General features: G+C 67.7%; 5 protein-coding genes. All 5 read right to left on the reverse strand.

Features of this window, described 5'->3' with window-relative positions:
• Positions 1-8: 8 nt before the first annotated feature.
• The 5 genes from QRN07_RS09580 to QRN07_RS09600 all read right to left on the reverse strand — a co-directional run bounded on the left by QRN07_RS09580 (position 9) and on the right by QRN07_RS09600 (position 15,152).
• Positions 9-6,113, reverse strand: coding sequence for an Ig-like domain-containing protein (locus QRN07_RS09580; protein WP_285240931.1), 6,105 nt, complete (start codon positions 6,111-6,113; stop codon positions 9-11).
• A gap of 160 nt (positions 6,114-6,273) precedes the next feature.
• A complete protein-coding gene (locus QRN07_RS09585) occupies positions 6,274-12,429 on the reverse strand; it encodes an Ig-like domain-containing protein (protein WP_285240932.1) in 6,156 nt (2,051 codons plus the stop codon).
• A 114-nt stretch (positions 12,430-12,543) separates the two neighbouring features.
• Complete coding sequence (locus tag QRN07_RS09590; RefSeq protein WP_050687648.1) at positions 12,544-13,662, reverse strand: adenylate/guanylate cyclase domain-containing protein; 1,119 nt, start codon at positions 13,660-13,662, stop codon at positions 12,544-12,546.
• Positions 13,652-14,251 (reverse strand): PH domain-containing protein, encoded by a 600-nt coding sequence (locus QRN07_RS09595; protein WP_050687649.1) that lies wholly within the window; start codon positions 14,249-14,251, stop codon positions 13,652-13,654. Before QRN07_RS09595 ends, QRN07_RS09590 begins: the two co-directional genes overlap by 11 nt.
• The gene (locus QRN07_RS09600) at positions 14,244-15,152 is read right to left on the reverse strand and encodes a biotin--[acetyl-CoA-carboxylase] ligase (RefSeq protein WP_285240933.1); all 909 of its coding nucleotides are present in this window, start codon (positions 15,150-15,152) and stop codon (positions 14,244-14,246) included. The genes QRN07_RS09595 and QRN07_RS09600 overlap by 8 nt, the downstream gene beginning before the upstream one ends.
• Between the last annotated feature and the right edge of the window lie 102 nt (positions 15,153-15,254).

A 15,254-nucleotide genomic window follows, 5' to 3' on the forward strand; every position in this document is an offset into this window, starting at 1 on the left:
GGTGCTGGCTAGCCGTTCGGCATGCCATTGGGCGGGTTGCAGCCGCGGCTGGAGGTGTCGCAGCGGATCCAGTTCCCGGCGGCCATGCCGCTGGTGAGGTGGTACCAGATGCCGGACGGGTTGTTGGAGGTCTTGTACCAGACCTGGTACCTGTCCGTATCCGCTGACGCGCCTGCGTCCAGCCATTTGCCTGCCCCGTTGCACTGGGACGGGTTGCCGGCCACGAAGCTGTCGGTCCCCTTCCTCGGTTCGGTGCAGCTGCGGGTCGGGGTGGCGGTGATGCTCCAGGACGTTGGCGGCGGCGGGGTGGGATTGTCTCCGGACTTGGCGTTTGCCTGTCCCGGCGCCCCGGGCACCACGGTGACGGCCCGGACCTGGAGGGTGCGGCTCTGGTTCCAACCGCCGGCGGAGCGGTCAAACTTGTTGGTTTTGCCCACGTTGGTCCAACCGCCGCCTTCGTAATTGACCTCGTAGTGGCTGAGCGCGCGTCCGTTGGTGGCCGGGTTGTTCCAGGTCCAGTGCACGTCGCCGTCGCCCTTGGCGGACGTGCCGCCGTTGACGTTGGGGGCGTTGGGCGGGCCATAGGGGTTGGCGGCGCCCACCGGCTTGGCGTCCCCGGAAATGTTGTTTTTGGTGGACGTGGCGATGATGGTGACGGTGATGTCCCGGCCGTCGGTCATGCCAGTGATGGTGGTGCCGCCGGCCGGGATGGGACCGCTCCGGCCGTCGGCGTTGTAGCTGTAGCTGATCTCACCGTCGGTGGAGCCGTTGCGCTGTGCTTGCGTGAGCGGTTCGAAAGTCACCTGGAGCTGCCCGCTGGTGCCGGTTTCCTTAACCGATCCACTGCTGACCTGGCCCGGTTTTCCTGCTGCCCGGATGGCCGCGGACTGTGCACTGGGATCGCTGGTACCGGCCTTGTTGGTGGCCGTGACCGTGAAGGTGTAGTTGCTTTCCGAGTTGTCCACCGTGACGTTCTGCGTGGTGCCGGTGACCTTCTGGCTGGACACGGCGGCGCCGCCGCGGAAAGTAGTAAGGGTGTAGCTGGAGACGGCGTCACCGTTGTTGTTCGGCGCCGCCCACGCCACCTTCAGCTGGCTCTGCGCCCCCACGGACCCTGCCTGGGCCGCGGTGGGCGCGGCAGGCACGGCCGGCGGTCCGGCCGGGACTTCCGCAGCGGAGTAGGGGCTCCATTCGGAGGGGTCCTTGGCGTCGTTGCGGGCCAGGACCCGCACCTTGTAGGAGACGCCGTTCTTGAGGCCCTTCCAGACGTAGCTCACGGCGGTGAGGTTCTGGATCTGCGCGTTTTGTCCCGGCGGAGCAGGCGAGATCTCCAGGTCGTAGGACTTCACCGGTGAGCCCTTGCTGGCGGGCGCCGCCCAGGCGACGGAGAGCTGCTTGTCGCCGAACTTGAGCGACGGCGCCAGCGGGGTGTCCGGCTTGACGTCCGGGCGTACCTCCGCGGAGGCCGGCGACCGGTCCGACTCGCCGAACTCGTTGGTGGCGGTGACCTCGAAGTTGTACTTGGTGTTGTTGGTCAGCCCGTTCAGGGTGCACGTGTTGGCCGGGCAATCCTGGCGGAAACCGCCGGCGCCGTACACGGTGTACTTGGTGATGGCGGCGCCGCGGTCGGCCGGGGCCGTCCAGGCCAGCAGCGCTGTCCGGTCCCCCACGCTTTGCGCCTGGGGCGTGGCCGGGGCCAACGGCTTGTCCTTGACGGTAAGCCGGATCCGGGCGGTGGCCTGGCGCGACGGGTCGTTGGTTTTGTCCGCCACGGTGTAGCTGACCACCATGGTTCCGGTGAAGCCCGGGGCGGGGGTCACCACCACGGAGCCGCCGTCGACATCCACATTGCCGCTGCCGGTCTCCGCGCCGGCGGCCGTGATCTTCAGGGCCGTCTCGGGGAAGGGGTTGGAGTCGTTGGCCAGGACGTTGACGGTGACGGGCTTGCCCGCTGCTGCGTTGGGTTCCAGGTCGTCGTTGGCCACCGGCTTGGGCCGGTTGGAGGCGGTGACGGCCAGTTGGTAGGTGGCGGTGGCTTCGAGGCCGCGCGGGTCCTTGGCTTTGACCTGGACGGCCGCGGTGGTTCCGGTGGCGCTGGATCCCGCCGACGCCTTCAGGACGCTGCCGTCCAGGGACGCGCTGAACCCTGCGGGCGCGCCGCCCTGGATCTCGTAGCTCATGTTGTCCGCGTCATCGCCATCCGGGTCGGAGGTCAGGCTGCGCAGGTCCAGGCTGGCGGAATCCCCCATGGGAACGTCAAGGGCCGAGCCCAGGAGTTCGGGCGGGTTGTTCCGGTTGGGGTCCGGCAGCACCCTGGTCCGGATGCTGAGGGTGGACTTGAGCCCATCGGGGTCATCGGGTCCGCTGCCGTCGGTAACTTCAAAGGTCATGGAGCCCGGGCCCACGTAGTCGATTCCGGCGGTGTACTTCAGGGACGTGGCGCTGCCGGCGGTGGGGTCGGCGCCGTCGGCCCCGATGAACTTGATCCGGTCAGCCTGCGTCAGCCGGGGTGACCGGCCGTCGCGGACCTTGACCCATTCGGTGAGGTCCACCGTGGCGGACTGGCCGGCGATGACCTCCACCACGTCATCCTTGGCCAGGGTGGGCACCTGCTGGCCGAGGCCCGGAACCCAGATGACCGCCGTCGACTGCTGTCCGTCCACATCTTCAACGGTGTAGGGAATGAGCTGCGGCGCTTCGGTGAGTTCAACGATCACGTTGCCGTCACTGCCGGGCCGGGCGGTGGGGGCTTCGGTGGCGACCACCAGGTTTTCGCCTACCCCGTCCGGGTCCTCGTCATTTTTCAGGACCGGAACGTCCACTGCGGTGCGGCCCATGGTCTGGGCGGAGGTCACCCGGTCATCGCGCGCAATCGGGGCCTTGAGCGGGACGTCATTGTCCACCACCACGCGGATGGTGGCCTGGGCGGTGGCGTCCCGGTCATCGGAGACGGTGTAGCGGACGTTGACGGTGCCGGCTTCCTCCGGGGCCAGGAGGATCACGCGGCCGCTGGTTTTGCTGACGGTGGCCTGGAATGCGGGATCGGCCTCGATGCCATCGGTCCGGATCCGGACAATGTCGCCGTCCGGGTCGGTGTCGTTCCTGACGGCATCGACGGCGATCTGCCGCCCCGGGCGGACCCGGACCTCGTCGTCCACGGGGGTGGGCTTCTGGTTCACTTCGCCGCGCGGAGCGATGCCAACTGTCACGGTTCCGGTGTTGACGGCGCCCTGGCGGTCCACCACTTTGTAGCGGAACGTGTCAGTGCCGGCGCCGTCGCCGGCGGCCGTGAAGTCGATGAAGTTGCTGCCCACGGTGGCGGTGCCCATGGCCGGCGTGCTGTCGATCCCGGTCAGCTGGACGGAGTCGCCGTCGGGGTCGATGCCGTCCAGCGGGACGGGGATCCTGACGGTTCCGGCGGCCACCACGCGGGCGGTCAGGTTCTGCGGCTGCGGCCGGGAGTTTTCGGCGCCTTCCAGCGGCAGGATGTGGATGGTGACCGCGGCAGCGCTCTTTTGGCCCTGCGGGTCCACGGCGTTGTAGATGGCGCGGACGGTCTTCGGTTGGCTGCCCGCGATGAACCGGAGCGTGTTTTCCGAGACGAAACCCTTGCCGTCCGCCGCGTCTACTGCCTGCGGCAGAACGGGGTCAACGGTCAGTTCCTGGTTTTGCGGGTGGGTGTCGTTGTCCAGCACGGGGATGGTCACCACGTCGTTGACGCGGACGTTCACCTCATCCGGTTTGGGCTGCGGCGCTTCCACCACGGCCGGGGCCGGTACGGGTACCACCGAGACGCTGCCGGTGGCGGATTTGGTGCCGTTGGACATGGTGTATTCGAACAGGAGCGGGTCTTTGGTTCCCCGGATGTCGGTGATGCGCAGGACGCTGTGGTCGATCACGGAGACGGAGACGGGCGCGTTGTCCGGCAGTTTGACGGATTGCAGCACCAGGACGCCGCCGGAGGGGTCGGAGTCGTTGGCCAGCGGGTCCAGCAGGACGTTGCCGCCGGTGGGCATCAGGGCAACGTCGTGCACGGCGACCGGGTTGCCGGGGTCGTTGCCGGATTCCACATCCACGCGCACCAGGCCCTGGCTGCTTTGCGGGCCGTTGCTGGCGATGTAGGTCAGGTAGACGGGCCCAGGGGTGGTGCTGCGGAAGACGAAGGTACCGCCGTCCGTGACCGGGCCCAGCTCGGCCGGCCCGTTGGCTTCCACCTGGGCCAGCCGCAGGGCGCCGCCGTTGGGGTCCACGTCGTTTTTCAGCGGGGCGATGACCAGGTCCTGGCCCACCACGGCCGTGACGTGGTCGGCGTTGACCACCGGGGCCAGGGCACCCGGCGGCTGGACGTTGACCACCACCTTGCCGGTGACGGTGTCGCGGCCGTCCCAGATACTGACTTCCACGCTCTTTTTTCCTGCGGTGGCGCCGGAGTCCTGGAACGTCAGCAGGCCGTCGCGGCGGACCTTCACCTGGTCCTGGTCGTTGTCCGCCTTGGCGTCGAGGAGGACCAGGTCATCGCCGTCGGGGTCGATCCAGTCGGTGAGGATGTTCTGGCTGACGGTTTTGCCCTGCTCCACCAGGATGGTGGTGTCTTCGCCGCGTTTGAACTGTGGCGGCTTGTTGTCGTTGGGCCCCACCACGGTGAGGCTGACCTGCCCGCCTGCCGAAAGTCCGCGCCCGTCCGAGGCGTTGTAGCCAAACGTTTCGGTGCCCGGTTTGGCGTCGGCCGGGACGGCGACCTGGAAGGCGGTGCCGCCGTAAATGCTGTCGAGGGTGCCGGCCTGCGGTCCCGAGCCTGCCAGGGCAGCGGTGAGCACGTCGCCGTCGGGATCCGAATCATTGTCCAGGACGCTGAGGATGGTGGTCCGGCCGGGGCGGACGCCGATGGCGTCGGGTTTGGTCTCCGGCGGCCGGTTGGGTTTGGTGCGGTCCGGCAGGACGTTGATGGTGTTGTTGTCCGCGGACTCCTGGTCCTGTTCGTCGGATTCGTTTTTGGGCGGGACCACGTCGTCCCAGTTGTTGACCAGGAGCATGTTCTGGTTCACCAGCCACACATTGCCCGAATTCACGTCATTGAGGACCACCAGGTCCCGGTTCACCCGGAAAACATACGACGGCGACGCACTCGCCTTCGGCACTGCCACGTTTTTATCATCAGCATCATTCACGCAGTCCCGGACGTATTTGTTCGCCCCCGACCACGCAGCATGCACACACCCGGCCAACTGGACCGGAGCCGCCGGCACACCCTCACCGTCAAAACCCACCGTCTTCGCCGTACCACCATCCAGGGGCTGCTTCAGCAACGCCTTCTGCGTGGCAACCGCCACAAAATCACTCGCCGGACCGGACGCCTGCAGCTTCGCGTCCCGCGCATCCGCCAGGTCCAGCTGCCTGCCACCGGGCAGGAACAACCTCCCGGCAGCAGCATCCAGAACAACGGGCTGGTCCCCCACCACCGTCAGCTGGAGGTCCCCCGCACCCTTCAACGCATCCCACGTCTCGGACTCCGAAGAGAGCACCACTCCATTGGCATCAACACCGGTCACCGTCACCACGCCCGAGTCAGGGTCCACCGAATAAATCCGGTCATCGGCACCGACGGCGGAAACCATGCCCTCGGCGCCCACCAAGACGGGCTCAACGGATTCCTCGTCAAAACCATTGACCGTGGACGGCGAGACGGCCCAGACCTTTCCGGAGGCCTCATCGGTCACCGAAATCACCGCGGTACCAAAACTCACCTCCGCAGCACCGGGGAGCTGCTTGTCCCCGCCCAGGCGCATGTTGGCCGGCGAGACCTGGTTCAGAGTGGAGCCTGCCTCGTCATCAACAAACACGTCGCCTGCGTGCTGGAGGACGTCGAACGTTGTGGACGCCGGCGTCACCGCACCGTCCAGCACCCGGGACGGGTAATTCAACCGGCCCACGGCGTTCTTCGACTTCGACACCACCCACACACCGCCGTCGTTCAACTCCACCTCAGTGGTTTTAAACCCCGGATAGAGGATGGCACCGGTCACCACAACAGCCACTGCAGCACCAAACGCGGTGCCTGCGGCGATTTTTTTGTGGCGCCTTTTCAGCCCAAGTTTCCCCAGCAGTGATGTCAAAGCGGTATCGTTCCCTCGATCGTGCAGCCGCCCCAAAAGCGGCACGCCCAAGGGCCCCGAGCGGGCCCCGTATCCCGGGCCAGCCTACCGAACGTGCCGGGCCCCCGCGATGGGCAGAGGTCCCCCCGCCACTGACCTGCGACAACGTCCGTGGCGTGGCTCAGCATGGCGGTGCACCCAGCCCGGCCGGGTCCGGCAGGTTGGTGTGGCCGGCGATGATGTAGCGGCCCACGTTGCGGTATGAACCAGGCTCGAGCCGCCACCAGCGGACCACGCCACCGTTGGACCAGTTATCGCTCTGGTCGATGTAGCACTTGACCACCAGCTTGCCCTGGGTGGCGGTTGCCATCCACGGCGGGGTATCGCCGCCCTTCCGATCGCAGTCGTAGTACGGCTCGGGGCGGTAGTTGGAGCCGCCCAGGGTGTAGCTGCAGGAACGGACCACGGCGTTGGACATGGTGGTTTCCCACAGCCCCTGCCGGCCGGACGTGGCGGAGGCGGAGACCACCCCGCTGCCGGTGCCCACGGAGTTGATGGTCTGCACGTCAATGGTCCGGCTCTGCTCCCAGCCGCCGGTGTTAATGGTGCGGGTACCCGACGCTGCGACGTTTTCCCAGGCGCCGCCGTTGATCCGGATCCGGGTGGTGGCAACGTCATTGCTCCCCGTGGACGGGGAGCCCCACGACAGCTTGACGCTTTGGTCGTTGACGGCCCCGTTGGTACCGGCGGCGGACGGGGTTCCGGGTGAGCCGAAGGGAGTGGCCGTGGCAGGTGCGCTCGCGTCCGAACTGGGCGCGACGCTGGAGACCGCGGTGACGGTCACGCTGACGGCCTGGCCGTTGGGGAAGCCGCCAATCACTTCGCCGCTCCGGATGGGTCCGGACCGGCCGCCCGCCCGGTACTGGTAGCTGATTTCGCCGGGCGCGGACCCGTTGCGCTGGGCGGCGGTGAGGTTGTTGAAGGTGACGGTGAGCTTCCGGCCCGCGCCGCCTGTGTCGGCGGGCACCGCTGCCACGCCTGTGACCTGCCCGGGTTTTCCGGTGGCGCGCCGCGGCGCGGACGGGTTGCTGGCCGGGCCCTTGCCGGCTTTGTTGTCCGCCTGGACGGTGAACGTGTACGCGGTCTCGGAGTTGTTGGCTTCGAAAACGGCGGACCGCACGGACCCGGAAACGGTCTGGGTCTTGGCTGCCCCGCCGCCGCCGGTCATGGTGACGTAGTAGTTCCTGATCGGGTCGCCGTTGGTGTTGGGCTGGTCCCAGGTCACCTGCAGCTGGTTGCTGCTGCCCACGGACGCGGCCACTGCCGTGGTCGGCGCCGCGGGCGCCGCGGGGACACCTGCAGGGTTGTCTTCAGCGGAATAGGTTCCCCAGTCCGAGGGGCCCAGTTCGTTGACTGCCTGCGCCCGGACCTTGTACTTGACCCCGTTGGTGAGCCCTGGCCAGGTGTAGTTCAAGCCGGTGACCCCGGTCTTGACCGCCACACCGGAGGCCGGCGGCGGCGAGATTTCCAAAGTGTAGGACGCCACTGCCGAGCCTTCAGTCCTGGCTGCGGGCCAGGAGATGGCCATGTCCTTGTCCCCGGCTTTGACCGTGGGCGCCTCGGGCGGCGAGGGTTTCTCATCCGGCCGGATTTCATTGGACGGCGCGGAGGCTGCGGAGTCCCCCACCTCGTTGGTCGCCTTGACCGTAAAAACGTACTTCACGTCGTTGGTCAGCCCGCTGAGGGTGCAGGTGGTGGTGGGGCACTCCTGCGAGAAGCCGTTCGCGGATGTCACGGTGTACTTGGTGATGGCTGCGCCGTTGTCCGACGGCGGCGCCCACTTGAGCACCGCGGTCCGGCTCCGGACGTCGGTCGCGGTGGGCGCGGAGGGGGCGTCGGGGGCGTCCCGGACGGTGATCCGGACCCGGCCATCGACCTGCCGGGAGAGTTCGTTGGTTTTGTCGGCCACCGTGTAGCGGACCACCAGCACACCCTTGAACCCGTCGGCCGGGGTCACGGTGATGGAGTCGCCGTTGGCTGCAGGCTGGCCCTGCGCCGAGCCCGTCTCCACGGTAGCCCCCACAATACGAAGCGGGGTATCGCTGAACGGGTTGAAGTCGTTGCCCAGGACATTGACGGTTTCGCTCCGGCCGGCGTTGGCTTTCTCCACTACATCGTCGTTGGCCACCGGCATGGGCCGGTTTGAGGCCACGTGGCGCACCTGGATGGTGGCCGACACCGGGGCCGACCTGCCGTCCGTCACGGTGGCCTGGAGGTTTCCGGCCACGCCGACGCCCACGTCGTTGCCCGCGCTGACGGTCAGCACGGTGCCGTCCAGCTTGGCCTGGAAGCCGGGGGGCGGTGTGCCCTCTAGGGCATACACCAGGTTGCCCTGGTCGCGTTCGTCCACGTCCGCTGCCAGCGCGGCCAAATCAATGGTTCCGGTCTCGGTTTTGGGAACGTCCACCGAAGCGCCTCGGAACGTGGGCGGGGTGTTGGCTTCCTCGGGATCCGGGATCACGCTGGTCATGATCACCAGCGTGGATTTGAGGCCTGCGGGGTCATCGGGCCCGTCGCCGTCGGTGACCTCGAAGGTGATTGAGCCGGGACCTGCGTACCCGGCGCGGGCGGCGTAACGCAGGGCGTCGCCCTCGCCCACAATCACGCCGTCGGGGGAACCGCCCAGCACCGTGACCGCTTCCGCCACGGTGATCCGCGGCTTCCGGCCGTCCCGGACGCGGACGTAGTCGGCCAGGTTCAGGGTGACGTCCTTGCCCGCCATGACTTCCACGGGGTCGGTGTTTGAGAGTGTCGGGTACTGCGCGCCCTGGCCGGGCACCCAGATCACGGCGGTGGCGCTGAGGCCGTCGGCGTCGGTGACGGTGTAGGGAATGAGCTGGTCTTCAGGGGCCAGGTCCACCAGGACGGTGCCGGTGCCGGTGGCCCTGGCGTTGGGGTTGCCGTCCGGCAGGGTGATGTCCAGTTCCGAGGCCACCCCGTCAGGGTCCGAGTCGTTTTTGAGCACCGGGACGTCCACCGCGGTTTTCCCCAGTGTCTCGGCCAGGGTGACCCGGTCGTCCTTGGCGATGGGACGCTTGAGTTCTGCGTCCGGGCTGATCCGGATCCGGATCACGGCGCCGGCCTGGGCTTTTTTATCGTCCTGGATCTGGTAGCGGATGCTTTCGTTGCCGGCGGCATCCGGTGCGGTAAAGAGGACTTTGGCGCCGTCCACCACTTCCACTTTGAGCCCGGGCGCGGCTTCGAAACCGTTGCTGAGCAGGGAGATGGGGTCGCCGTCGGGGTCGGAGTCGTTGGCCAGGGCATCCACGGCGACGTTCCGGCCGGGCCTGACGTCCACGGCGTCATCCACGGCGATCGGCTTCTGGTTGATGGCCTCCGGCGGGGCGATGCCCACAATCACGGTCCCCGTGTTCTCGGCACCGATGCGGTCCCGGACCCGGTAGGTGAAGGTGTCCGTGCCGGCGCCGTCGCCTGCGGCCGTATATTCCAGGTAGCCGTCGCGGACCACGGCCGTGCCCATGCCGGCGGCCTTGTCAATGCCGATCAGCTGGACCGAGTCGCCGTCGGCATCGATGCCGTCCAACGGCACGGGGATCTTAACGGTCATGCCGGTCACCACGCGTCCCGTGAGGTTTTTGGGTTCGGGCCGGGTGTTGCGTTCGTCATCCCGCGCCAGGATGCGGATGGTGACCTGCTGCGAGTCCTCCTGGCCGGTGGCGTTGCGGACCTTATAGATGGCGTAGACCGTTTTGGGCTCGGGGCCGGCAATGAAGCGGAGCTGGTCGCCTGCCACAAACATCCGACCGTCCGCCGCGTCGGGTACCTGCGCCAGTTCGGGCACCAGGGTCAGCGCGCCGCCGTTCGGTTCGGTGTCATTGGCCAGGACCGGGATGGTCACCACGTCACCTGCGCGGACCACCGCTTCATCGGGTTTGGCCTGCGGTGCCTGCAGTTTGGTGGGGGCGGGCACCACCACAACGGCGATCTCGCCCATGGCTGAGGCCCGGCCGTTGGAGATGGTGTATTTGAGGCTCAGCTGGCCTTCCGCCCGGATGTCGGTAATGCGGACCACCGAGTGGTCCAGGACGGACACACTCACGGGCAGCGCGGAATCGGCGGTCACGGACTGCACCACCAGCACACCACCGGAGGGATCGGAATCATTGCCCAGGACGTCCACCAGGACGTTGCCGCCTGTGGGGAGCAACGCAATGTCCCGCACGGCCACGGGGGCGCCTTCGGTGTTTCCGGGCACAACGTCCACACGCACCAGTTGCTGGGCGCTGGCGGGCCCGTTGGTGACCAGGTACTCCATGTAGTGGGATCCCAGGGCGTCCGAGGTGAAGGTGAAGGTCTGCTGGTCGGCGCCGATGGACACCCGCGATTGTTCATCCGGGGTGGCCTGCGCCAGGCGCAGCGTGCCGCCCTGCGGGTCGAGGTCGTTCTTCAGCGGGGCGATGACGGTTTCGGTGCCCGCCACGGCGATGACGTGGTCGGCATTCGCGATGGGCGGCAGCGAACCGGGAGCGCGGACGTCCACGGTGATCCGCCCTTCGGTGCTGGTCCGGCCGTCGGAAATCTCCACGGTAAGGACTTTCCGGCCCGGGGCCGTGCCGGAATCCTGGAAGGTGAGCTGCCCGTCCGGCCGGATGCGGACCTGGTCCAGCGCATCCGGGCTGGCCGCGGTCACCGCGAAGAGGTCGTCGCCGTCGGGATCCAACCAGTCGGGCAGGATGTTCCGGGTCACCGATTTGCCCTGCTGCACCACCAGGGTGGTGTCCCGGTTGGGTTTCTGCGCGGGTGCCGCGTTTTCGGTCACCGGAACGATCCGGAGCGCCACGTCGGCCGTGGCGGAGAGCCCGCGGCCGTCGTCCACCGTGTACTGGAAGGAGTCGCTGCCGGTCCTGTCAGCGGGGACGGACACCTGGAAACCGGTGTCGCCGTAGATGGTGGACAGGTCGCCGGACCTGATTTCGCCGGGCGGGCGGACAGTGAGGATGTCGCCGTCGGGGTCGGTGTCGTTGTCCAGGACCGGCAGGATGGTGGTGCGCCCGGGGCGGACGCCGAACGAATCCGACTGCGCCACGGGCGGGCTGTTGGGCTTGCTCCGGTCCGGCAGGACTGTCTGCTGGACCTGGTCGGCGGAATCCTTGTCCGCATCGTCCGAGGTTTCCTTGGGCGGAATCACGTCGTCCCAGTTGTTGACCAGGAGCATGTTCTGGTTCACCAGCCACACATTGCCCGAATTCACGTCGTTGAGGACCACCAGGTCCCGGTTCACCCGGAAAACATACGACGGCGACGCACTCGCCTTGGGCACGGCCACGTTTTTGTCATCAGCATCATTGACGCAGTCCCGGACGTACTTGTTCGCCCCCGACCACGCAGCATGCACACACCCGGCCAACTGCACCGGAGCCGCCGGCACACCCTCACCGTCAAAACCCACCGTCTTCGCCGTACCACCATCCAGGGGCTGCTTCAGCAACGCCTTCTGCGTGGCAACCGCCACAAAATCACTCGCCGGACCGGACGCCTGCAGCTTCGCGTCCCGCGCATCCGCCAGTTCCAGCTGCCTGCCACCGGGCAGGAACAACCTCCCGGCAGCAGCATCCAGAACAACGGGCTGGTCCCCCACCACCGTCAGCTGGAGGTCCCCCGCACCCTTCAACGCATCCCACGTCTCGGACTCCGAAGAGAGCACCTCTCCATTGGCATCAACACCGGTCACCGTCACCACGCCGGACTCCGGGTCCACCGAATAAATCCGGTCATCGGCACCCACCGCAGAAACAGTCCCCGCCGCGCCCACCAGCACCGGCTCCGTCGCTTCTTCATCAAAGCCGTTAACGGTGGACGGCGAGACCGCCCACACCTTCCCCGAAGCGGCATCCGTCACCGCCAAAACGGCGGACCCGAAACTGACCGCAGCAGCACCCGGCAGCTGCTTGTCCCCGCCCAGGCGCATGTTGGCGGCGGACACCTGGTTCAGCGTTGAACCCGACTCGTCATCAACAAACACGTCGCCTGCGTCCTGCAGGATGTCAAAAGCCGTCGACGCCGGCGTCACCGCACCGTCGAGCACCCGGGACGGATAATTCAACCGGCCAACGGCGTTCTTCGCCTTCGACACCACCCACACACCGCCGTCGTTCAACTCCACCTCAGTGGTTTTAAACCCCGGATACACCACGGCGCCAACAACAAGGGCCACCAGGGCGAGGCCGAAGACGGTACCGCGAAGGGCGGCGGACCGGCGGAAACGGTTAAAGGCGGCGGCTGGTGTGCGGCGCGCGCGTTGTCCGCTGCGGCTCATAAAAAGGTTCCCCCCGGTTGGTCCCCGCCTTGCCGGATTCGGGCATAACGACGCGGGGGCGCAACAAATATACCGCGTAAAGCCAACAAGTGGATAAACCACGTGGAGCGGGAATCAGTCCAGGATCAGGCCCTTGCCCAGTCCTCGCGTGAGCCGGACGGGGCGGATCTCACCGAACCCGCGGACGTTTTCCGGCGGCTGCGCCATCATCACAAAGCGCTCGTCGTTTTCCAGCGCCGAGGCTGTCATGGAATCCACCAGGACGGTTCCCGGTTCAGCCAGGGTGGTGAGCCGGGCAGCGAGGTTGACGGTGGGGCCGTAGATGTCGCCGAGCCTGGACAGGATCCGGCCCCAGACCATTGCCACCCGCGCTTCGGGCAGGATTTCGTCCTCCGTCAGGGCCTGGGCCAGGGCCAGGGAGATTTCCGCGCCCGCGGCCGGGGTTTCGGCGATGTACAGGACTTCGTCGCCCACTGTCTTGACCAGCCGGCCGCCGCCCACGGAGATGATTTCGGCGCATTTGTTTTCGAACCGCTGCACCAGGCGGGCCAGGGTCTTCTCGTTCATCCGGCGCGACAGGCTGGTGTAGGACACCAGGTCGGCAAAGCCCACGGCGCGGGCCAGCGGCAGGGGCGCGTCGTCCTCATCGCCTTCGCGGCCTTCCTCGCTGGCCTGCAGCCCCGCTTCGGCGCGGACGGCCAGGCGCTGCACACCGGCGTTGAGCTGGCGGCGCCAGGAGTAGACCAGCACCTCTTCGAGGGCGTCGACCATGTCCGGAAGCTCGTTGACCAGGCGCTTGCGGGCCACGGCATCGGTGACACCCTGTTCGTGGACCATGTCCTCGACCAGCGCCTCGATCTGCCACACCACCATCCGGTCGGTCATCTGGCCGATGGCGCGGGTGACGGAAATCGCCGCTTCCTCGGTGAGCATGCCGGAGCGCACCAGGTCCACCACGGTGGAGAGCGCGGCCTGGTCGCGTTCGGTGAACGCGACATCATCATCGCCGAAGTTGGGGAAGCCGAGGGCGCGCCAGAGTTTCCGTGCGGACAGCAGGGACAGTCCCGCGCCGGAGGCCACCTCACGACGGCGGAGCTTGCGTTCGCCGCCCAGCAGGCGGGCCTCCAGGGCTTTCACGGCCAGGCGCTCCGCGGACATGGTGCCCGTGGGAGGGTGCGGGTCGGCTGCTGCGGCGGGTGCGACGGCAGGAACCTGTTCGTCCTCATCGTTCATCGCGTCCACCTTCTCTCATGTCCCAGGGCATTGCTCCGGCCGGATGGCCCACTGTTTCGCCCGGCCAGGGACCAGTGTCTTCCGGGAGTTCACCGATCGCGTCGAGGATGAAGTCCCGGAACCGGGCAACCTCGGGGACGTCCTGGAACGTCGCCACGCTTTGCTGTCCGGTTTCCAAGGATATATTCCCGGAGCGCAGGAGTCGTTGCAGCAGCGTTTCGTGGACACGCACGTTGCGGACGTTGGCCAGGTTGACCTGCTGGTCGTGCCGTTTCAGCAGGCCGTGCCGCGCCACCATCCTGGTGCTGGTGAGGGTGTAGCGGGTGTGCTTCCAGCGGAGCAGCCGGGGCAGGCAGTAGCCCAGCCAGACCCAGGCCGCGGCCAGGACGCAGGCGCCCACCAGCCATGGCGTCCATTGGCTGTCCAGTTCGGGCACAGCCTGCCGGGCGCCGCCCCGGACCACCCAGGCGGCGCAGAAGGCGGCCACGGCGGGCGCAAGGATGAAGGCCACCGCGGCCCCGGTGAGTTTCCGCGGCTGCGGGCGGGTGGAGACAATGACCTGCTCGCCCGGGTGCAGTTCCTTACGCATAACCGCCGGTGCCGGAGCCGTCCCCTGCGGGCCAGGGCCGCAGGTGCACCACGTCCCCGGCGGTGACCACATGCTCCCGGGAGTCCCGGTCCACCACCAGCAGGGACCCGTACTCGTCCAGCCGGGATGCGTGGCCAATGATCTCGTGGTCGCCGGGAAGCTGGGCGCGCACCTGCTTGCCGAGGGTGGCCATGTTGGCCTCGACCCGTTTGTGCAGGGACGCCCCGCCGCCCATCCCGGCGGTGGGATCGCCGTCGGCATTGCAGAACTGGCGGTAGAGCACGGCGAAGCGCTGGAGGTAGCCCTTCAGCAGCAGGGTCCGGTCAGTGGTGGTGCCGCCGGCCAGCAGCACGGAAGTGGCGGTAGGGACGGGCAGTTCGTCCTGGCCCAGCGTCACGTTCAGGCCGGTACCCAGGATCACCGGAGGCACTGTCCCATCTGTCATGGGGCCCAGCTGGGCCAGGATGCCGGCGATTTTCCGGCCGCCCACCAGGACGTCGTTGGGCCATTTCAGTTCGGCGGCGAGGCCTGCCGTTTCGAGCAGCATGTCCCGCAGGGCCAGGGCTGCGATCAGGGACAGCCAGGAGTAGCTCTGGGTGGGCAGCGGCCGGCCGTAGGCGTTCACGGGCCGGAGCACCAGCGATACGGAAACGGCGCTGAGCGGCGGTGCTTCCCACTGCCGGTCCAGGCGGCCGCGGGCAGCGCTCTGGTATTCAGCGGTCAGCACCGAGAGGTCCGGCCAGTTCCCGGGGTCAACGCCGGCAGCCCGGAGGAGGTCGGCGTTGGTGGAGCCGGTGGAGTCCACCACGTCGATCCTCGAAATGCCGGCGGCGGCCAGGAACTGCGGCTCTGCCAGGTCCCGCCGGTTCAGGGGGCTGCCGGAATTATGTGCATCAACCATGCCTGAATCCTACCGACTGGCGCCGCCCGCCGCCTGCGGTTTCCCTGCCGGCCGGCAGGCCAAAGGATTCCCGGCGGCAGGTTCCGGGGGAATCAGGGCGGC

The sequence above is a fragment of the Pseudarthrobacter sp. MEB009 genome, from assembly GCF_030208875.1.
GTDB lineage: Bacteria > Actinomycetota > Actinomycetes > Actinomycetales > Micrococcaceae > Arthrobacter.